Genomic DNA, 18,281 nt, shown 5'->3' with positions numbered 1-18,281 from the left:
CCAACCATGCCACGCAGCCTGAAGAAGGGTCCGTTCGTCGACGACCATCTGCTCAAGAAGGTCGACGTGCAGAACGAGAAGAACACCAAGCAGGTCATCAAGACCTGGTCGCGACGGTCGACCATCATTCCGGACTTCATCGGCCACACGTTCGCGGTGCACGACGGCCGCAAGCACGTGCCGGTGTTCGTCACCGAATCGATGGTGGGTCACAAGCTGGGGGAGTTCGCGCCCACCCGCACCTTCAAGGGACACATCAAGGACGACCGGAAGAGTAAGCGGCGATGAGTACTACCACTGAATATCCGTCGGCGACCGCGGTGGCGCGGTTCGTGCGGGTGTCGCCCACGAAAGCGCGCCGCGTCATCAACCTGGTGCGTGGCCGTTCGGTGGCTGACGCCCTCGACATCCTGCGCTGGGCGCCGCAAGCGGCCAGCGAGCCCGTGGCCAAGGTGATCGCCAGTGCCGCGGCCAACGCGCAGAACAACAACGGTCTGGACCCCACCACCCTGGTGGTGGCCACGGTGTATGCCGACGAGGGCCCGACCGCCAAGCGGATCCGCCCCCGCGCGCAGGGCCGTGCGTTCCGGATCCGGCGGCGCACCAGCCACATCACGGTGATCGTCGAGAGCCGGCCGAGCAAGGACGAGCGTTCCTCGAAGTCGTCGCGCACCCGGCGGGCCGAGGGCAGTAAGGCCGCCGCCAAGGCACCCGCCAAGAAAGCGGCGGCCAAAGCGCCCGCCAAGAAGGCACCCGCAAAGACTGCTGAGGCTTCTGAAGCGAAGGGAGGCTCAGACTAGTGGGCCAGAAGATCAATCCGCACGGCTTCCGCCTGGGCATCACCACCGACTGGAAGTCCCGCTGGTACGCCGACAAGCAGTACTCCGAGTACGTCAAGGAGGATGTGGCGATCCGGAGGCTGCTGTCGTCGGGTCTGGAGCGGGCCGGCATCGCCGACGTGGAGATCGAGCGGACCCGCGACCGGGTCCGGGTCGACATCCACACCGCACGGCCGGGCATCGTCATCGGCCGCCGTGGCACCGAGGCTGACCGCATCCGCGCCGACCTGGAGAAGCTGACCAAGAAGCAGGTCCAGCTGAACATCCTCGAGGTGAAAAACCCGGAGTCGCAAGCACAATTGGTGGCTCAGGGCGTCGCAGAGCAGCTCAGCAACCGGGTGGCGTTCCGCCGGGCGATGCGCAAGGCCATTCAGTCGGCCATGCGCCAGCCCAACGTCAAGGGCATCCGGGTGCAGTGCTCGGGCCGTCTCGGCGGCGCTGAGATGAGTCGCTCGGAGTTCTACCGCGAAGGTCGCGTTCCGCTGCACACCCTGCGGGCGGACATCGACTACGGCCTGTACGAGGCCAAGACCACCTTCGGCCGGATCGGCGTGAAGGTCTGGATTTACAAGGGCGACATCGTCGGAGGCAAGCGCGAATTGGCCGCTGCCGCGCCGGCCGCCGACCGTCCGCGGCGTGAGCGGCCGTCGGGCACCCGTCCGCGCCGCAGCGGCGCCTCGGGCACCACGGCGACCGGTACCGACGCGGGCCGGGCAGCCGGCGGCGACGAAGCCGCGGCTCCGGCCGACGCCGGAACTGCGGCACCCGCAGAAGCGCAGAGCACGGAGAGCTGAATCATGTTGATTCCCCGCAAGGTTAAACACCGCAAGCAGCACCACCCGCGCCAGCGCGGTATCGCCAGTGGCGGCACCGCGGTTAACTTCGGCGACTACGGCATCCAGGCGCTCGAACACGCCTACGTCACCAACCGGCAGATCGAGTCCGCTCGTATCGCCATCAACCGGCACATCAAGCGTGGCGGCAAGGTGTGGATCAACATCTTCCCCGACCGGCCGCTGACCAAGAAGCCCGCCGAGACCCGAATGGGTTCGGGTAAGGGTTCGCCGGAGTGGTGGGTGGTGAACGTCAAGCCCGGACGAGTGCTGTTCGAGCTGAGCTACCCGAACGAGCAGATCGCCCGTGCGGCGCTCACCCGAGCGATCCACAAGCTGCCGATCAAGGCACGCATTGTTACCCGAGAGGAGCAGTTCTGATGGCAGTGGGAATTTCCCCTGGCGAACTGCGCGAGCTCACCGACGAGGAGCTGCAGGAGCGGGTCCGCGAATCGAAGGAAGAGCTGTTCAACCTGCGCTTCCAGATGGCGACCGGCCAGCTGAGCAACAACCGCCGGCTCCGCACGGTGCGTCAGGAGATCGCGCGCGTCTACACGGTGCTGCGGGAACGAGAACTGGGTCTGGCTAGCGGCCCCGATGGGTCTGACGGTAAGGAATCGTGATGGCAGAGGCGAAGAAAGCGGCTCCCAAAGCGGACGCCCCCGCAAAAGACAAGGGCCCCAAGCACACTCCGGCCAACCCCAAGCCGCGCGGTCGTCGCAAGACCCGCATCGGCTACGTGGTGAGCGACAAGATGCAGAAGACCATCGTTGTCGAGCTCGAGGACCGTGTGCGGCACCCGTTGTACGGCAAGATCATTCGGACGACGAAGAAGGTCAAGGCCCACGACGAGAACAGCATCGCCGGCATCGGCGACCGCGTCTCGCTGATGGAGACACGGCCGCTCTCGGCGACCAAGCGCTGGCGCCTCGTCGAGATCCTCGAGAAGGCCAAGTAGCTCTCGCGAGCAGACGCACAAGCCCCCGTTTCAGCGGCGAAACGGGGGTTTTTGCTTCTCTCACACAGCATTTCGCGGGCGGGGTGTAAAACCCGTCCACCGATCGGGGGACAGCAGAAACCACCCCATCCACGGCTCATCAGGGGACATCGCCGGCGGAGTTGAATCGTTAGTTTCGAATTGCACGATTCAACCAGCGAATTGAAGGAGAAGTTATGTCCCACGAGATGTTGTTCGGCGAGCACGAGATCGTCTACACGGCGCCGATTTACAGCGCGACCGACGTCTGCGAGTAGAGACGCCGAGTTGGTTGCTACCGACCCCGGCGGTGCCTGCGCACGTCGGGGTCATCGGTAGCTTCGGCCCGAGCCCGAACGGATCTGCATGACAATCTGCTCAACGCCCAGCCTGCTCGGTGTGGACCTCACCGACCCGGACAATTTCGCCGACGGCTTCCCGTATGACATCTTCGAGTCCCATCGCCGTGAGGCGCCGGTGTTCTGGCATGAGCCCACCGAGCACACGCCCGATGACGAAGGCTTCTGGTCGGTCGCAACGTACGCCGAAACCATTGCCGTGCTGCGTGATTCGACGACGTACTCGTCAGAGACCGGCGGTAAGCGGCCGTTCGGCGGCACCTTGCTGCAAGACTTCCCGGTGTCCGGCCGGCTTATCAACATGATGGACGACCCGCGGCACGGCGCTATCCGGCGGTTGGTCAGCTCCGGTCTGGGGCCCCGGGTGATCGGCCGGATCGAGGACGACCTGCGTCGCCGGGCGCGCCGGTTGTTCGATCAGATCAAACCTGGCGAGGTATTCGACTTCGCCGTCGACGTCGCAGCCGAACTGCCCACGCAGATGATCTGCATTCTGCTCGGGGTGCCCGAGGTCGACCGGCACTGGCTGTTCGAAGAGATCGAGGCCGGCCTGAACTTCCGCGGCTCCCGCACGGAGTTCGTCTCATGGATCTACGGCACCGACGCACAGTCCCGGCGCGACGAATACGGACGTGAGCTGATCGCGCGCAAGCGGGCCGCGCCGGCCGACGACATGTTGTCGATCGTGGCCAACGCCACCGTCGACGGCAGGCCGTTCATGTCGGACGAAGAGGTGTATCTGTTCTTTCATCAGCTGTTCAGCGCGGGCAGTGACACCACCCGCAGCGTCACCTCCGTCAGCCTGCTCGCCCTGGCCGAACAGCCCGATCAATGGCGCCGGCTTCGCCACGACATCAGCATGTTGCCCACGGCGATCGAGGAATTCGTGCGATGGACGACTCCGTCACCGTCCAAGCGGCGCACCGCCACTCGTGACGTCACCCTCGCCGGGCACCGCATCGAGGCGGGCCAGAAGGTACTGGTCTGGGATGCCTCGGCCAACCGCGACCCCAGGGTGTTCGACCGGGCCGACGAATTCGACATCACCCGAAAGCCCAATCCGCATCTGGGGTTCGGGCAGGGCGTGCACTATTGCCTGGGCGCCACCCTGGCCCGCCTGGAGCTGCGGGTGTTCTTCGAGGAACTGTTGCCGCGGTTCGAGGGCATCGAGGTGGTAGCGCCGCCGCAGTGGGTCGGCAGCAACCGGCGCAACGGGCTGAGCAGTTTGATGGTCCGGATGCACTGACGCCAACCCCGGGAGATGCCCGCAGAATCTCAGCCGATTACTACCTAGCGCGTGTAATGTCCTCGGTCGTTCGGGTGGTCAATACAACGGTAAGGCTGGCGGTATATGACGGGGCAGTCGAGTCAATTCCAGGGCAAGATCGAGCTGGACATTCGTGATTCGGAACCGGACTGGGGCCCCTACGCGGCGCCGACCGCGCCCGAGAATGCGCCCAACATCCTGTACCTGGTATGGGACGACACCGGGATCGCGACCTGGGACTGCTTCGGCGGACTGGTGGAGATGCCGGCGATGACGCGGATCGCCGAGCGCGGCGTGCGCCTGTCGCAGTTCCACACGACTGCCCTGTGCTCCCCGACCCGCGCGTCGCTGCTCACCGGCCGCAACGCCACCACCGTCGGCATGGCCACTATCGAAGAGTTCACCGACGGCTTCCCCAACTGCAACGGGCGTATCCCGGCCGATACCGCATTGCTCTCCGAGGTGCTTGCCGAGCACGGCTACAACACCTACTGCGTGGGTAAGTGGCACTTGACGCCGCTGGAGGAGTCCAGCATGGCCGCCACCAAACGGCACTGGCCGACTTCGCGCGGCTTCGAGCGCTTCTACGGTTTCATGGGCGGCGAGACCGACCAGTGGTACCCCGACCTGATGTACGACAACCATCCGGTGAACCCGCCTGCCACCCCGGAGGAGGGCTATCACCTGTCGAAAGACCTCGCGGACAAGACGATTCAGTTCATCCGCGACGCCAAGGTGATCGCGCCCGACAAACCGTGGTTCAGCTACGTCTGCCCCGGCGCCGGTCACGCGCCGCACCACGTCTTCACCGAATGGGCCGACAAATACGACGGTGTGTTCGACATGGGCTACGAGAAGTACCGCGAGATCGCGCTGGAAAAGCAGAAGGCGATGGGCATCGTGCCGCCCGACACCGAGTTGTCGCCGATCAACCCCTACCTCGACGTCAAGGGGCCCAACGGCGAGCAGTGGCCGCTGCAGGACACGGTGCGGCCCTGGGATTCCCTGAACGACGAAGAGAAAAAGTTGTTCAGCCGGATGGCCGAGGTGTTCGCCGGCTTCCTCAGCTACACCGATGCGCAGATCGGGCGGATCCTCGACTACCTGGAAGAGTCCGGCCAGCTCGACAACACCATCATCGTGGTGATTTCCGACAACGGGGCCAGCGGCGAAGGCGGCCCGAACGGATCGGTCAACGAAGGCAAGTTCTTCAACGGCTACATCGACAGCGTCGAGGAGAGCATGAAGCTCTTCGATCAGCTCGGCGGACCGCAGACCTACAACCACTACCCGATCGGGTGGGCGATGGCCTTCAACACGCCCTACAAGCTGTTCAAGCGCTACGCCTCGCACGAGGGTGGGATCGCGGACACCGCAATCATCTCCTGGCCCAACGGCATCGCCGCGCACGGCGAGGTCCGGGACAACTACGTCAACGTCAGCGACATCACGCCGACCGTCTACGACCTGCTGGGCATGACGCCGCCGGATACCGTCAAAGGCATTCCGCAGAAGCCGCTGGACGGAGTGAGTTTCAAGGCGGCCCTTGATGATTCGGGCGCGGACACCGGTAAGAAGACCCAGTTCTACACGATGCTGGGCACCCGCGGGATCTGGCATGAGGGATGGTTCGCCAACACCGTCCACGCCGCCACCCCGGCCGGCTGGTCGCACTTCGACGCCGACCGCTGGGAGCTGTTCCACATCGAAGCCGACCGCAGTCAGTGCCACGACCTGGCCGCCGAGCAGCCGGAGAAGCTCGAGGAACTCAAGGCGCTGTGGTATTCCGAGGCCGAGAAGTACAACGGACTGCCGCTGTCGGACCTCAACATCATGGAAACCATGATGCGGTCGCGGCCCTACCTGGTGGGCGAGCGGGACAGTTACGTCTACTACCCCGATTGCGCTGACGTCGGCATCGGCGCCGCCGCGGAGATCCGTGGCCGCTCCTTCGCCGTGCTGGCCGACGTGACGGTGGACACCACCGGGGCCGAAGGAGTGCTCTACAAACAGGGCGGAGCGCACGGCGGGCACGTACTGTTCATCCAGGACGGCCGCCTGCAATACGTGTACAACTTCCTCGGCGAACGCCACCAGCAGATCCAGTCCAACGGCCCGATTCCGTTGGGCCGGCACCTGTTCGGTGTCCGCTACGAGCGGACCGGCACCGTCGCCGACAGCCATACGCCGATCGGCACCGTGACGCTGTATTTCGACGAACACCCCGTCGGCACGCTTCCCGACGTCGTCACCCATCCCGGAACGTTCGGGCTGGCCGGTGCCGGTATCACGGTGGGCCGCAACGGCGGCTCGGCGGTGTCCAGCAAGTACAAGGCGCCGTTCGTGCTCACCGGGGCCAGCGTCGCCGAGGTGACCATCGACCTGTCGGGCCGGCCCTACGAAGACGTGGAAAAGGATCTTGCGCTTGCCTTTTCGCGCGACTGAGATGTCGGCGAGACGGCTGGTGGCCCTGGTTTGCCTGCTGGGTGCGCTGACCGGTTGCCAAACCCACGGCGGAGGCTCGGGGGCCGCGCCACCGCATCCGGACCCAGCCGAACCGGTGCCCGGCATCGCGCCGACCCACCCCGACCGCATACCGCCGGACGACGCGGCCTGCGTCGTCGCACCGACCGGCGACGGCGAGCCCACCGTGGCGACGGTGTCCGACCCGGAGGCGCCCCGGATCACGATCAGCGTGCCGCGCGGCTGGACTTCAGCTCCCGGCGCTGGTGACACGGCACTGACGGCGAGCGGTCCCGACACCCTGTCGGCGACGGTGACCATCGCGGCCACCGACCTGACGCCCGAAAGCGCGTTCCTGCGCCACACGGCGACGGCCGGCGGTGCCCTGCCGCGGCTGAAGTTCTCGATAACCGGTTCGCCGTTCTGTGGCTACAGCAGTCAGCAACTCACCGGCACACTGCAAGGGCCCTCCGGCGGAATCGACTTCGCCGATCGGGTCACCCACATCTGGACCAACACCAGGCAATATTTGGTGACCATCCATGTGCAAGCGCACGTGGGCACGCCCGGTTTCAAGGAGGCGAGGTCCAGTTTGACCCAGGACTTCGCGGTCGTCATACCCTGAGGTGGTGCTGACGGAGCTGGTTGAACTTCCGGGCGGGTCCTTCCGGATGGGGTCGACGAGCTTCTATCCCGAGGAAGCGCCGATCCACACCGTGACCGTGGCCCCGTTCGCGGTGGAGCGTCACCCGGTGACCAATGCGCAATTCGCCGAATTCGTAGACGCCACAGGCTATGTGACGGTGGCGGAGCAGGCGCTGGACCCGGCGCTGTATCCCGGCGCCAACCCGGCGGACCTGGTTCCGGGGGCGATGGTGTTCCGGCCGACGGCGGGTCCGGTCGATCTGCGCGACTGGCGGCAGTGGTGGGACTGGGCTCCGGAAGCCTGCTGGCGCCGGCCGTTCGGGGCAGGCAGTGATGTACTTGACCGGCCTGAGCATCCCGTCGTGCAGGTGGCCTATCCCGATGCGGCAGCCTACGCCCGCTGGGCCGGACGGCGGCTGCCGACCGAGGCCGAATGGGAGTACGCGGCCCGCGCCGGAGCGACGGGGACTTACGCATGGGGGGACGAAGAGAAGCCCGGTGGCCGGCTGATGGCCAACACCTGGCAGGGCAGGTTCCCGTATCGCAACGACGGTGCGCTGGGCTGGATCGGCACCTCGCCGGTGGGGACGTTCCCGGCCAACGGCTTCGGCCTGGTCGACATGATCGGCAACGTCTGGGAGTGGACGACGACCGAGTTCAGCGCACACCACCGAATCTCGCAGCCGCCCAAGTCCTGTTGCACGCCGACCGGTCCGGCCGATCCGACAGTCAGCCAGACCCTCAAAGGCGGATCGCACCTGTGTGCGCCGGAGTACTGCCACCGCTACCGGCCCGCCGCGCGATCGCCGCAATCGCAGGACACCGCAACCACCCATATCGGCTTCCGGTGCGTGTTGGATTCAAAGTCGCACTGAACAAATGCGTGTATGTGTCGCTCGGTGCCTGGTCGCCGGTTAGTGTGTGACGAGTTTCACCGACCTCGCCCGTGTTGTCACCGAAAGGCCGCGACCGATGAGCCACCAGGCCCCGCCGCCCGCACCCCCGGCACCGCCCACCCCGTCGGCGCCGGCATCGCCGCCGCCGAAGTCTTCCTCGCGGGGCAGGCGCATTCTGATCGACCTCGGCGTGATTCTGGCCGTGGTTGTGGTCTACGTGCTCTCGCTGGTCGGTGTGCACCTGCTGGCCACCTCGGCCGAAGGACTTCCCGAGCCGGACTTCGGCACCACCGACGACACCGTGGTGCAGGTCAAGGTCGAGGAGCTGGACACGGTCAACAACCGCCTCAAGGTGAGTGTGCTTGTCGTTCCGGAGGATTCGAAGTTCGACAAGAAGTTCCACGTGTTGACCCAGGATCTGACTGTCCGGATGTATCCGGAGAACGACCTGGGCGACCTGCAGTACCCGGTCGGCAAGTCGCCGGCGCAACAGGCCACCTACCTGGACGCGGAAGGCGATCCGGCCAACTGGCCCTTCGACTCCTACAGCACCGGCACCATCTCCGCGCAGGTCTTCGGCGGGACTGGGGAGAACCGCTCGGTCGAGGACGCGCGCGTCGAGGTGATCGGATCGGTGGGCGGCTGGGACGTGACCGTGCGACGGGTCGGTGAATCCACTCAGAGCTCCCCGCGGCCCGACAACGTGATCATCACCTTGCACCGGTCCAAGAGCACGCTGATCTTCGACGTCGGCATCGTGCTGGTACTGCTCGCCCTGCCCGCCCTGGCGCTGTGGGTGTCCATCCCGATGGCGTTGGGCAAGAAGAAGTTTCTGCCACCGTTCGTGTCGTGGTTCGCCGCCATGCTGTTCGCGGTGGTGCCATTGCGAAATATCTTCCCCGGGAAGCCGCCGGAAGGGTCATGGGTCGACCAGGCCATCACGCTGTGGGTGCTGCTCGCACTGATCGTCGCGATGACGCTGTTCATCCTGGCCTATCGAAAACAGTCGGACTGAGGTCCGCCCCGGGACTTCACTCCGCCTGCAGCGAGCCGCCCACCGCGCCGATCGCGTCGACGGCCTCGGACACCCTGGCCTGGAATCCGGGCGGCAGCGGGATGTAGCCGACCCTGTTCAGGTCGACCTGACCCGGCCCGATCGCGGCCTGCAGGAACGCTTTGACCGCGAGTGCGACATCGGCTGTGGGGTACTTGGAGCAGACGATCTCGTAGGTGGCCAGCACGATCGGGTATACGTCCGGTTGGGCCGGGTTGTAGAACGACGAGATGTCGAGCACAAGATTGTTGCCCTCGCCGACGATCTTGGCCCCGCTGATGGTCTTCCCGACGGTGTCGGTGCCGATCCGCACCGGCCGCAGCGACCGGCGGCTGGCGGGTGTCTTGATCTCTGCGGCGTAGAGACCTTGTTCGAGCGCGAAGGACAATTCGTTGTAGCTGATCGCACCCTCGGTGGTCTTGACCAACTCCGCCGTGCCCTTGTTGCCGACGGCGCCGATGCCGATGCCGCCGTTGAATGCCTTGCCGGTGCCTTGTTTCCACGCGCCGGCCGACGCGGCGTTCAGATAGGACTGGAAGTTGTCGGTGGTGCCGGACGCGTCGCTGCGGTAGACGACGCGGATGTCTTCGGCCGGCATCGACGCGTTCAGCGCGGTGAGCGCGGGGTCGTCCCAGCGCGTGATGGTGCCGTTGAAAATTCTGGCGAGGGTGGGTCCGTCGAGCACCAGGGTGTCCACGTTGGCCAGGTTGTACGTGATGGCCATGGGGCCGAACACTACGGGAAGGTTCCAGGCATCGGCCCCGCCGCACCGCTCTTTGGCGGCGGCGTACTGGTCACCTGACAGGGGCGTGTCCGAGCCGGCCAAATCGGTCTTGCCGGAGAGGAATTCGTTGATCCCGGCGCCGGAGCCGATGGCGTTGTAGTTGAGCGTCTGTTGGGTGCAGGCCTTGTGGTAGGCATCGACGAACCGTGTCATTGCATGGGCCTGTGCGGTGGAGCCGCTGGCGAGCAGCGTCTGCTTACCGCCGCAGTCCACCTTGGCCCCGCTGACGTAGGGGAGAGTGGCCTGCGCGGTGGTGCAGGCTGAGAGCACCAGCGCACCCGTGGCCAGCAGGCTGACGGCAGACGGTCGGAGCACACTGACATTTACAACTGCCGGAATAGGCCTACAGGCAAACGCCCGGTGAACCGATAGCCCGCTCTGGATGAACGTCTGGCGTGCCGCGGCGGGCAGCGGATCCGGCCCCTGGATTGCCGCCAGATGTATTGCGGGTGAACGTAATTCAGTCGAGGCGCGGGGGTTCGGTGAGTTCGCTAGCATCTGACTGCGCCTCGACGGAGGCGGCGTGGTGAGCGGAGGTGCGTAGTGACCACCGAAGCCCCACCCACCCCTACGCCGGAGAAACCCACCCCGGCAGCGGAGAAGCCGCCCAAGAAGAAGAAGAAGAAGCCGGCGGGCAGGAAGCAGCAGAAGCCCCGCATCCTGGTGGGCATCATCATCCTGACGGTCATCGTCATCTTCTATGTCCTCTCGCTGGTCGGCGTTCACTTCCTGCAGAGGTCAGAGGGGCCGCTGCCGCCGCTGGACCTCAGCCAGGGTGGTGGCGATGCCACGATCGTGCAGCTGCGCCTCGAGGAGCTGAAGCCGGTAGCCAACCGGCTGACCGTGGCTGTGCTTGTCTATCCGAGCATTTCGTCGTACGACAACCGCTTCGACGTGCTGGGCACCGACGTCGCGGTGCGGCTGTATCCCACCAGCGACCTGGGCGACCTGCACTACCCGAAGGGCAAGGCGCCGGCACAGCTGATCACCACCGTGGAAGCCCACGGCGATCCCGGCAACTGGCCTTTCGACTCCTACCGCACCGAACCGATTGCCGCCGACGCGTTCGTGGGCCCCGGTGACAACCTGAAGAAGGTGCCTGCCCGCGTGGAGGTGACCGGATCGCTCGATGGGTGGGAGATCAGCGTCAACCGCGTGCATGATCCCGCCGCGCTTCCCACCTCACGCGCCATGGACAACGGAAACGTCGTCATCACTTTCAAAAGGGCCAAGGGCCCGCTGATCTTCGACCTGGGCATCTGCCTGGTGCTCATCGCGCTGCCCACCCTGGCCCTGCTGGTGGCCGTCCCGATGGCTCTGGGCAGGAGGAAGTTTTTGCCGCCGTTCGCAACCTGGTACGCCGCAAACCTGTTCGCCATCGTCCCGCTGCGCAACATCCTTCCGGGCGCTCCGCCACCGGGCTCGTGGATCGACCAGGCCATCGTGCAGTGGGTGCTGATCGCGCTGGTGACCGCGATGAGCCTGTACATCGTCGCTTGGGTCCGGCAGGGAGACTGATCTACCATCTGACTTCGTGTCTCCCGACGCTGCCACGCCTGAGTCGGAAGCTCCCGAACGCAAACACATGTCGGTGCGAAAGCACCTGCTGCTCGACTCGTCGATTCTCATCGGCTTCGTCGCGTTCTACACCTTCACCCTCCTGAACTATCAGTGGCTGGCGCCGCACCCGCTGCCCAAAGTGGACCTGCGATCCCCCAAGGACACCGTGGTGAAGGTGCACATCGACAACCTGCGCAACAAAGACAACCTGCTCGACGTGACGCTGGTGCTCAAGCCGAACGAAGCGATCGTCAACAAGAAGACCGGCCGACTCACTACCGGCACCGCGGTGCGCTTCCCCCTGCAGGACGACATGGGGGAGGTGACCTACGACCTCGACACTGCGCCCGAACCCAAAAACACCACCATCGAGGCGCGCGGTGAGCCGCGCAACTGGCCGTTGGACACCTACACCACCGACCCGATCCGGGCGGAGTGGCTGGTCGGTGCCGGCGACGACCGCCACTACGAAGCCGCCAAGATCGAGGTGGACGGATCGGCGGACGGTTTCGACATCGACGTGGCCCGGGTTGAAGACAGCCCCAACGACGTCGTCATCACGCTGAAGCGGACCAGGGCGCAGCGGATCTTCGACATCGGTATCTGCCTGGTGCTCATCACGCTTCCGGCGGTGGCGTTGTTCGTCGCCATCCAGATGGTGACGCGCCGGCGGCCGTTCCTGCCGCCGTTCGGCACCTGGTACGCGGCAATGCTGTTCGCGGTGGTGCCGTTGCGCAACTTCCTGCCCGGCTCGCCGCCGACGGGTGCCTGGATCGACCAAGGGTTGGTGATCTGGGTGTTGCTGGGATTGGCCGCCGCCATGGTGATCTACATCGTGGCGTGGTATCGAGACCGGGCCTGAGGGCCGACGAGCAAGGGCATAAAGTCCTTAAGGGCGCACCTTTTGCTGCTGTGTTAACCCAGGTGAAGGGTTATGTTACGGCCGTGTAGCACGTTGTATCAAAGGCTGCTAGCAAACAAATCTGTTGCTAATCTGCCGCAGTGACAGTGCACAGGGAACTCGCATCGGCGGGGACTCGGCCCGAAGACGCGGATTCCGAGTTCGGCCCGGATTCGGAGTTCGACATCGCCAAGACATTCGCGTTGCCCGCGCACAGCCCCGAGGACGCCGCCCTCAGGGGGCGCCGCCGCCACCTGGTACTCGACGTCTCCGTCGTCGTGAGCGTTGTCGTCGTCTACCTGCTGTCGCTGTTCGGCTACCACCTGCTGGCCACCTCGCCCGGACCGCTGCCGGAGCCCGACATGACGACCACGGACAACAGTGTGGTTTTGGTGCGCATCGAGCAACTGCACGCCGTCGAACATCGTCTGGACGTGAAAGTACTTGTCAAACCCGATGATTCGATGATCGACCCGCGGTTGAACGTGTTGAACACCGATACCTCGGTGCGCTTTTTCCCGCAGAACGACCTGGGTGATCTGCAGTACCCGGTGGGGAAGTCGCCGGCACAGGTGGCGACCACCATTCCGGCGCACGGCGAGCCTGGCGACTGGCCGTTCGACACCTACACGACCGACACGATCCAGGCTGACGTGCTCGTCGGAGCCGGCGACGGCCGTCAGTACAAGCCGGCCCGGGTGGAGGTGACCGGCGTGCTGGAAGGCTGGGACGTGTCGGCGACCCGGGTCGGGCGCGACAGCCACGATCCAAACCGCCCCGACAACGTGATCATCACCATCAAGCGCGCCAAGGGGCCACTGGTCTTTGATCTGGGAATCTGCCTGGTGCTGGTAGCGCTTCCGACGCTGGCCCTGTTCGTGGCCATCCAGATGCTGACCGGCCGGCGCAAGTTCCTGCCGCCGTTTTCCACCTGGTACGCCGCGATGCTGTTCGCGGTGGTGCCGTTGCGCAACATCCTGCCCGGTTCCCCGCCCGCCGGTTCCTGGGTGGACCAGGCCGTGGTCATCTGGGTGCTGATCGGCCTCGCGACCGCGTTGATCCTCTACATCCTGGCCTGGCACCGGCAGGGGGACTAGGGCGCGGGGCAGTCAGTGCCTGGTTTTCGCCGGCGGATAAACCGATCGGGCGATCGTCGCCGAGATCCATCCGATGAGCCAGCCGCCGGCGAAGATCAGGAAGGTATACAGGCGGTCGGGGTAGGCCAGCGCCACAACAGTCAGCACCACTGCCCAGGTCAACGCGCAGCCGATGCTGTAACCCGAATAGGTCCCCCGCAGCCGCATACGACCAAAAATACTCGCCGGCGGCAGCGGGCGGTCTGCGGCAATTTGGTGCTGAGCGGACCGTCCCCTAGACTCTAGGGGTTGCCTTGGGCAGACCTCGGCCGGTGCAGACTGGCCCCGCGTGCCCTTCGGTGACAACCGTTTTTCAAGACCGCGCACGTCAGGTGCTCAAAAAGCATGTCCTAGCCTGCCGCGCACACGTCCACCAGGTCAGGAGATCGAGTGATTCAGCAGGAATCGCGGCTGAAGGTCGCCGACAACACCGGCGCCAAGGAGATCTTGTGCATCCGCGTGCTCGGCGGCTCGTCGCGACGCTATGCCGGCATCGGCGACATCATCGTCGCCACGGTGAAAGACGCCATCCCCGGCGGCAACGTCAAACGGGGTGACGTCGTGAAGGCCGTCGTGGTGCGCACCGTCAAGGAGCGCAGGCGCCCGGACGGCAGCTACATCAAGTTCGATGAGAACGCCGCGGTGATCATCAAGCCCGACAACGACCCGCGCGGCACCCGCATCTTCGGACCGGTCGGTCGCGAGCTGCGGGAGAAGAAGTTCATGAAGATCATCTCGCTTGCCCCGGAGGTGTTGTAGGTGAAGGTCCACAAAGGCGACACCGTGCTGGTCATCGCCGGCAAGGACAAGGGTGCCAAGGGCAAGGTCATTCAGGCCTACCCGGATCGCAACCGGGTGCTGGTCGAAGGCGTCAACCGGATCAAGAAGCACACCGCGGTCTCGACCAACCAGCGCGGCGCGCGCTCGGGTGGCATCGTCACCCAGGAAGCTCCGATTCACGTGTCGAACGTGATGGTGGTCGACTCCGACGGCAAGCCCACCCGCATCGGCTACCGCGTGGATGAGGAGACCGGCAAGCGGGTCCGCATCTCCAAGCGCAACGGCAAGGACATCTGACGATGACAACTGCAGAGAAGACGCTGCCGCGTCTAAAAGAGCGTTATCGCAACGAGATTCGGGACGCGCTGCACAAGCAGTTCGGCTACGCCAACGTCATGCAGATCCCGACGGTGACCAAGGTCGTCGTCAACATGGGCGTCGGTGAGGCGGCCCGGGACGCCAAGCTGATCAACGGCGCCGTCAACGACCTGTCGCTGATCACCGGCCAGAAGCCGGAGATCCGTAAGGCGCGCAAGTCCATCGCGCAGTTCAAGTTGCGCGAAGGCATGCCGATCGGCGCCCGGGTCACCCTGCGTGGCGACCGGATGTGGGAGTTCCTCGACCGGCTCACCTCGATCGCGCTGCCCCGTATCCGTGACTTCCGCGGCTTGTCGCCCAAGCAGTTCGACGGTGTCGGCAACTACACCTTCGGCCTCGCCGAGCAGTCGGTGTTCCACGAGATCGACGTGGACAAGATCGACCGGGTCCGCGGCATGGACATCAGCGTCGTCACCTCGGCGACTAACGACGACGAAGGACGAGCGCTGTTGCGGGCCCTCGGCTTTCCCTTCAAGGAGAACTGAGCAGATGGCGAAGAAGGCACTGGTCAACAAAGCCAACCGCAAGCCCAAGTTCGCGGTGCGCGGCTACACACGCTGCAGCAAATGCGGCCGTCCGCGTGCGGTTTTCCGCAAGTTCGGGCTGTGCAGGATCTGCTTGCGCGAGATGGCGCATGCGGGCGAATTGCCCGGCGTGCAGAAGAGCAGTTGGTGAGGAGTAGCGCCCAATGACTATGACTGACCCAATCGCAGACTTCCTGACACGTCTGCGTAACGCCAACTCGGCGTACCACGACGAAGTGACCCTGCCGCACTCCAAGATCAAGGCCAACATCGCCCAGATCCTCAAGAGCGAGGGCTACATCACCGACTTCCGCACCGAGGATGCCCGCGTCGGCAAGTCGCTGGTCGTCCAGCTCAAGTACGGCCCCAGCCGCGAGCGCAGCATCGCCGGTCTGAAGCGGGTGTCCAAGCCGGGCCTGCGGGTGTACGCGAAGTCGACCAACCTGCCGCGGGTGTTGGGAGGCCTTGGCGTGGCGATCATTTCGACGTCGTCAGGCCTGCTCACCGACCGTCAGGCAGCCAGACAAGGCGTGGGCGGCGAAGTCCTCGCTTATGTCTGGTAGGGCGTGGTAAGAGGAGTTTGAAGCAATGTCGCGTATTGGTAAGCAACCGGTTCCGATTCCCGCCGGAGTCGACGTAACGATCGAAGGCCAGAACGTCTCGGTGAAGGGTCCCAAGGGTGCCCTGGAGTTGACGGTCGCCGAGCCGATCACGGTGGCGCGCAACGACGATGGCGCAATCGTGGTCAGCCGCCCGGACGATGAGCGGCGCAACCGCTCGCTGCACGGGCTGTCCCGCACCCTGGTGGCGAATCTCGTCACGGGCGTGACGGAGGGCTACACCACCAAGATGGAGATCTACGGCGTGGGTTACCGCGTGCAGCTCAAGGGCAGCAACCTGGAGTTCGCACTCGGCTACAGCCACCCGGTGGTGATCGAGGCGCCGGACGGCATCACGTTCGCCGTGCAGGCTCCGACGAAGTTCACGGTCTCTGGGATCGACAAGCAGAAGGTCGGCCAAATCTCGGCGAACATCCGCCGTCTGCGCCGTCCCGACCCGTACAAGGGCAAGGGCGTGCGCTACGAGGGTGAGCAGATCCGCCGCAAGGTCGGAAAGACAGGTAAGTAGTCATGGCGCAGACACAGGTTGAAGCGCAAAAGCCCGTGGGGCAGAGCGTATCCGCGACCCGCCGGGTCTCGCGGTTGCGCCGGCACGCACGGTTGCGCAAGAAGATCTCCGGCACCGCGGAGCGTCCTCGGCTGGTGGTCAACCGGTCATCACGGCACATTCACGTGCAGTTGGTGAACGACCTGACTGGCACCACCGTGGCCGCGGCTTCGTCGATCGAAGCCGACGTGCGGGGTCTGGATGGGGACAAGAAAGCCCGTAGCGTGCGGGTCGGTCAGTTGATCGCCGAGCGGGCCAAGGCTGCCGGCATCGACTCCGTGGTTTTCGACCGCGGCGGCTACACCTACGGTGGACGGATTGCGGCATTGGCTGATGCTGCCCGCGAGAACGGATTGCAATTCTGATGAGCAGCAGCAGCCTGATGAACGGAAGGACCGCATAATGGCGGAACAATCCGCTGGGGGTCAGGGCCCCGACAGCCGTGACGGCGGCCGCGACTCGCGTGACGGACGGGGCCGCCGCGACGGCGGTGGCCGGGGCGGACGCGACCGCGATCGCGACGGCGACAAGAGCAACTACCTGGAGCGGGTCGTCGCGATCAACCGTGTCTCCAAGGTGGTCAAGGGTGGTCGGCGATTCAGCTTCACCGCCCTGGTCATCGTGGGCGACGGCAACGGCATGGTCGGCGTCGGCTACGGCAAGGCCAAAGAGGTTCCCGCCGCGATCGCCAAGGGCGTCGAGGAGGCCCGCAAGGGTTTCTTCCGGGTGCCGCTGATCCGCGGGACCATCACGCACCCGGTCCAGGGCGAGGCCGCAGCCGGCGTCGTGCTGTTGCGACCGGCCAGCCCGGGTACCGGTGTGATCGCCGGTGGTGCGGCCCGCGCGGTGCTGGAATGCGCTGGCGTGCACGACATCCTGGCGAAGTCGCTGGGTAGCGACAACGCGATCAACGTGGTGCATGCGACCGTGACCGCGCTGAAGATGCTGCAGCGTCCCGAAGAGGTCGCCGCTCGGCGCGGCCTGCCCATCGAGGACGTCGCTCCGGCCGGGATGCTCAAGGCCCGCCGCGAAAGTGACGCGCTGGCCGCTAGCTTGAATGCGGGGGCAGCGCGAGAGGGAACAGCACAATGAGTCAGTTGAAGATCACCCAGGTGCGCAGCACCATCGGTGCGCGCTGGAAGCAGCGCGAGAGCCTGCGCACGCTGGGTCTGCGCAAGATTCGCCACTCGGTGATCCGCGAAGACAACGCGCAGACGCGTGGATTGATTTCCGTGGTGAGCCACCTGGTTGAGGTGGAGGAGGCCAAGTGACCATCAAGCTGCACGACCTGCGGCCTGCGCCCGGGTCGAAGACCGCGCGCACCCGAGTCGGCCGCGGTGAGGGTTCCAAGGGTAAGACCGCGGGCCGCGGCACCAAGGGCACCAAGGCCCGTAAGAACGTCCCGTCGACCTTCGAGGGTGGGCAGATGCCCATCCACATGCGGCTGCCCAAGCTGAAGGGCTTCCGCAACCGGTTCCGCACCGAGTACCAGGTGGTCAACGTCGGCGACATCAACCGGCTGTTCCCCGAGGGCGGCGCGGTCGGTATCGACGAGTTGGTGGCCAAGGGCGCGGTTCGCAAGAACGTGTTGGTCAAGGTGCTCGGCGACGGCAAGCTGACCGTCAACGTCGATGTGACCGCGCACAAGTTCAGTGGCAGCGCTCGGGAGAAGATCACCGCTGCCGGCGGCAGCGCCACCGAGCTGTAACACCGCGAGCT

26 protein-coding genes are annotated in these 18,281 nt (G+C 65.4%); 24 read left to right on the top strand and 2 right to left on the bottom strand.

Features of this window, described 5'->3' with window-relative positions; all coding sequences use genetic code 11:
* Positions 1-6: 6 nt before the first annotated feature.
* The 11 genes from rpsS (at position 7) to QXH22_RS08420 (ending at position 9,293) form a co-directional block, all read left to right on the top strand.
* Positions 7-288 (top strand): 30S ribosomal protein S19, encoded by a 282-nt coding sequence (gene rpsS / locus QXH22_RS08470; RefSeq protein ID WP_011739061.1) that lies wholly within the window; start codon positions 7-9, stop codon positions 286-288.
* Positions 285-800, top strand: a complete 516-nt coding sequence (gene rplV / locus QXH22_RS08465; protein WP_306242238.1) for a 50S ribosomal protein L22 — start codon at positions 285-287, stop codon at positions 798-800. The genes rpsS and rplV overlap by 4 nt, the downstream gene beginning before the upstream one ends.
* A complete protein-coding gene (gene rpsC / locus QXH22_RS08460; RefSeq protein WP_306242237.1) occupies positions 800-1,633 on the top strand; it encodes a 30S ribosomal protein S3 in 834 nt (277 codons plus the stop codon). Before rplV ends, rpsC begins: the two co-directional genes overlap by 1 nt.
* Positions 1,634-1,636: 3 nt before the next feature.
* Positions 1,637-2,053: a 50S ribosomal protein L16 gene (gene rplP / locus QXH22_RS08455; protein ID WP_055576361.1), complete on the top strand. Its 417-nt coding sequence runs from the start codon at positions 1,637-1,639 to the stop codon at positions 2,051-2,053.
* Positions 2,053-2,295 carry a 50S ribosomal protein L29 gene (gene rpmC / locus QXH22_RS08450; RefSeq protein ID WP_065137386.1) on the top strand — a complete coding sequence of 81 codons (243 nt, stop codon included), beginning with the start codon at positions 2,053-2,055 and terminating at the stop codon, positions 2,293-2,295. Before rplP ends, rpmC begins: the two co-directional genes overlap by 1 nt.
* Entirely contained in the window at positions 2,295-2,630 is a 336-nt protein-coding gene (gene rpsQ, locus QXH22_RS08445) for a 30S ribosomal protein S17 (protein ID WP_205876466.1), read from the top strand. Before rpmC ends, rpsQ begins: the two co-directional genes overlap by 1 nt.
* A gap of 384 nt (positions 2,631-3,014) precedes the next feature.
* Complete coding sequence (locus QXH22_RS08440; protein ID WP_306275349.1) at positions 3,015-4,253, top strand: cytochrome P450; 1,239 nt, start codon at positions 3,015-3,017, stop codon at positions 4,251-4,253.
* 105 nt (positions 4,254-4,358) lie between these two features.
* Positions 4,359-6,719, top strand: coding sequence for an arylsulfatase (locus tag QXH22_RS08435; protein ID WP_306275347.1), 2,361 nt, complete (start codon positions 4,359-4,361; stop codon positions 6,717-6,719).
* Positions 6,700-7,362 carry a hypothetical protein gene (locus QXH22_RS08430; RefSeq protein WP_306242233.1) on the top strand — a complete coding sequence of 221 codons (663 nt, stop codon included), beginning with the start codon at positions 6,700-6,702 and terminating at the stop codon, positions 7,360-7,362. Before QXH22_RS08435 ends, QXH22_RS08430 begins: the two co-directional genes overlap by 20 nt.
* A 4-nt stretch (positions 7,363-7,366) precedes the next feature.
* Complete coding sequence (locus QXH22_RS08425) at positions 7,367-8,257, top strand: formylglycine-generating enzyme family protein (RefSeq protein WP_306242232.1); 891 nt, start codon at positions 7,367-7,369, stop codon at positions 8,255-8,257.
* A gap of 97 nt (positions 8,258-8,354) precedes the next feature.
* On the top strand, positions 8,355-9,293 hold the full coding sequence (locus tag QXH22_RS08420; RefSeq protein WP_306242231.1) for a DUF4436 domain-containing protein: 939 nt from the start codon (positions 8,355-8,357) through the stop codon (positions 9,291-9,293).
* A gap of 16 nt (positions 9,294-9,309) precedes the next feature.
* Here the strand turns inward: QXH22_RS08420 and pstS are convergent, their stop codons facing one another.
* The gene (gene pstS / locus QXH22_RS08415) at positions 9,310-10,431 is read right to left on the bottom strand and encodes a phosphate ABC transporter substrate-binding protein PstS (RefSeq protein WP_306275344.1); all 1,122 of its coding nucleotides are present in this window, start codon (positions 10,429-10,431) and stop codon (positions 9,310-9,312) included.
* 228 nt (positions 10,432-10,659) lie between these two features.
* On the opposite strand from pstS, the gene QXH22_RS08410 reads away from it, so the two are divergent.
* The 3 genes from QXH22_RS08410 to QXH22_RS08400 all read left to right on the top strand — a co-directional run bounded on the left by QXH22_RS08410 (position 10,660) and on the right by QXH22_RS08400 (position 13,674).
* A complete protein-coding gene (locus QXH22_RS08410) occupies positions 10,660-11,634 on the top strand; it encodes a DUF4436 domain-containing protein (protein WP_371934171.1) in 975 nt (324 codons plus the stop codon).
* A gap of 16 nt (positions 11,635-11,650) precedes the next feature.
* Entirely contained in the window at positions 11,651-12,538 is an 888-nt protein-coding gene (locus QXH22_RS08405; RefSeq protein WP_306275342.1) for a DUF4436 domain-containing protein, read from the top strand.
* 224 nt (positions 12,539-12,762) lie between these two features.
* On the top strand, positions 12,763-13,674 hold the full coding sequence (locus tag QXH22_RS08400; protein WP_306244430.1) for a DUF4436 domain-containing protein: 912 nt from the start codon (positions 12,763-12,765) through the stop codon (positions 13,672-13,674).
* Positions 13,675-13,686: 12 nt separating this feature from the next.
* On the opposite strand, the gene QXH22_RS08395 is transcribed toward QXH22_RS08400, so the two are convergent.
* The gene (locus tag QXH22_RS08395) at positions 13,687-13,881 is read right to left on the bottom strand and encodes a hypothetical protein (RefSeq protein WP_306242227.1); all 195 of its coding nucleotides are present in this window, start codon (positions 13,879-13,881) and stop codon (positions 13,687-13,689) included.
* A gap of 222 nt (positions 13,882-14,103) precedes the next feature.
* On the opposite strand from QXH22_RS08395, the gene rplN reads away from it, so the two are divergent.
* The 10 genes from rplN to rplO are packed head-to-tail and all read left to right on the top strand — an operon-like array spanning position 14,104 to position 18,270.
* Positions 14,104-14,472 carry a 50S ribosomal protein L14 gene (rplN, locus tag QXH22_RS08390; protein WP_055580336.1) on the top strand — a complete coding sequence of 123 codons (369 nt, stop codon included), beginning with the start codon at positions 14,104-14,106 and terminating at the stop codon, positions 14,470-14,472.
* Positions 14,473-14,790 (top strand): 50S ribosomal protein L24, encoded by a 318-nt coding sequence (gene rplX, locus QXH22_RS08385; RefSeq protein ID WP_065043583.1) that lies wholly within the window; start codon positions 14,473-14,475, stop codon positions 14,788-14,790.
* Positions 14,791-14,792: 2 nt separating this feature from the next.
* Positions 14,793-15,356, top strand: coding sequence for a 50S ribosomal protein L5 (rplE, locus tag QXH22_RS08380; RefSeq protein WP_306242226.1), 564 nt, complete (start codon positions 14,793-14,795; stop codon positions 15,354-15,356).
* A gap of 4 nt (positions 15,357-15,360) precedes the next feature.
* A complete protein-coding gene (locus QXH22_RS08375; RefSeq protein WP_055580333.1) occupies positions 15,361-15,546 on the top strand; it encodes a type Z 30S ribosomal protein S14 in 186 nt (61 codons plus the stop codon).
* A 13-nt stretch (positions 15,547-15,559) separates the two neighbouring features.
* Positions 15,560-15,958, top strand: coding sequence for a 30S ribosomal protein S8 (gene rpsH, locus QXH22_RS08370; protein ID WP_065137374.1), 399 nt, complete (start codon positions 15,560-15,562; stop codon positions 15,956-15,958).
* A 25-nt stretch (positions 15,959-15,983) separates the two neighbouring features.
* Positions 15,984-16,523, top strand: a complete 540-nt coding sequence (gene rplF / locus QXH22_RS08365) for a 50S ribosomal protein L6 (RefSeq protein ID WP_306275340.1) — start codon at positions 15,984-15,986, stop codon at positions 16,521-16,523.
* A 35-nt stretch (positions 16,524-16,558) separates the two neighbouring features.
* Positions 16,559-16,927, top strand: coding sequence for a 50S ribosomal protein L18 (rplR, locus tag QXH22_RS08360; protein WP_306244428.1), 369 nt, complete (start codon positions 16,559-16,561; stop codon positions 16,925-16,927).
* 37 nt (positions 16,928-16,964) lie between these two features.
* Positions 16,965-17,654: a 30S ribosomal protein S5 gene (rpsE, locus tag QXH22_RS08355; protein ID WP_306242224.1), complete on the top strand. Its 690-nt coding sequence runs from the start codon at positions 16,965-16,967 to the stop codon at positions 17,652-17,654.
* The gene (gene rpmD / locus QXH22_RS08350) at positions 17,651-17,833 is read left to right on the top strand and encodes a 50S ribosomal protein L30 (RefSeq protein ID WP_306242223.1); all 183 of its coding nucleotides are present in this window, start codon (positions 17,651-17,653) and stop codon (positions 17,831-17,833) included. The genes rpsE and rpmD overlap by 4 nt, the downstream gene beginning before the upstream one ends.
* On the top strand, positions 17,830-18,270 hold the full coding sequence (rplO, locus tag QXH22_RS08345; RefSeq protein ID WP_065164104.1) for a 50S ribosomal protein L15: 441 nt from the start codon (positions 17,830-17,832) through the stop codon (positions 18,268-18,270). The genes rpmD and rplO overlap by 4 nt, the downstream gene beginning before the upstream one ends.
* Positions 18,271-18,281 lie beyond the last annotated feature (11 nt).

The organism is Mycobacterium sp. TY814, assembly GCF_030755175.1.
Lineage (GTDB): Bacteria > Actinomycetota > Actinomycetes > Mycobacteriales > Mycobacteriaceae > Mycobacterium.
This window is presented reverse-complemented; position numbering and strand designations above follow the sequence as displayed.

What these genes read in the sequence shown, in the direction of transcription:
- rpsS (WP_011739061.1), top strand. Translation starts at nt 7, where the DNA reads ATGCCACGCAGCCTGAAGAAGGGTCCGTTCGTCGACGACCATCTGCTC.
- rplV (WP_306242238.1), top strand. Translation starts at nt 285, where the DNA reads ATGAGTACTACCACTGAATATCCGTCGGCGACCGCGGTGGCGCGGTTC.
- rplP (WP_055576361.1), top strand. Translation starts at nt 1,637, where the DNA reads ATGTTGATTCCCCGCAAGGTTAAACACCGCAAGCAGCACCACCCGCGC.
- rpmC (WP_065137386.1), top strand. Translation starts at nt 2,053, where the DNA reads ATGGCAGTGGGAATTTCCCCTGGCGAACTGCGCGAGCTCACCGACGAG.
- rpsQ (WP_205876466.1), top strand. Translation starts at nt 2,295, where the DNA reads ATGGCAGAGGCGAAGAAAGCGGCTCCCAAAGCGGACGCCCCCGCAAAA.
- QXH22_RS08440 (WP_306275349.1), top strand. Translation starts at nt 3,015, where the DNA reads ATGACAATCTGCTCAACGCCCAGCCTGCTCGGTGTGGACCTCACCGAC.
- QXH22_RS08435 (WP_306275347.1), top strand. Translation starts at nt 4,359, where the DNA reads ATGACGGGGCAGTCGAGTCAATTCCAGGGCAAGATCGAGCTGGACATT.
- QXH22_RS08420 (WP_306242231.1), top strand. Translation starts at nt 8,355, where the DNA reads ATGAGCCACCAGGCCCCGCCGCCCGCACCCCCGGCACCGCCCACCCCG.
- QXH22_RS08395 (WP_306242227.1), bottom strand. Translation starts at nt 13,881, where the DNA reads ATGCGGCTGCGGGGGACCTATTCGGGTTACAGCATCGGCTGCGCGTTG.
- rplE (WP_306242226.1), top strand. Translation starts at nt 14,793, where the DNA reads ATGACAACTGCAGAGAAGACGCTGCCGCGTCTAAAAGAGCGTTATCGC.
- QXH22_RS08375 (WP_055580333.1), top strand. Translation starts at nt 15,361, where the DNA reads ATGGCGAAGAAGGCACTGGTCAACAAAGCCAACCGCAAGCCCAAGTTC.
- rpsH (WP_065137374.1), top strand. Translation starts at nt 15,560, where the DNA reads ATGACTATGACTGACCCAATCGCAGACTTCCTGACACGTCTGCGTAAC.
- rplF (WP_306275340.1), top strand. Translation starts at nt 15,984, where the DNA reads ATGTCGCGTATTGGTAAGCAACCGGTTCCGATTCCCGCCGGAGTCGAC.
- rpsE (WP_306242224.1), top strand. Translation starts at nt 16,965, where the DNA reads ATGGCGGAACAATCCGCTGGGGGTCAGGGCCCCGACAGCCGTGACGGC.
- rpmD (WP_306242223.1), top strand. Translation starts at nt 17,651, where the DNA reads ATGAGTCAGTTGAAGATCACCCAGGTGCGCAGCACCATCGGTGCGCGC.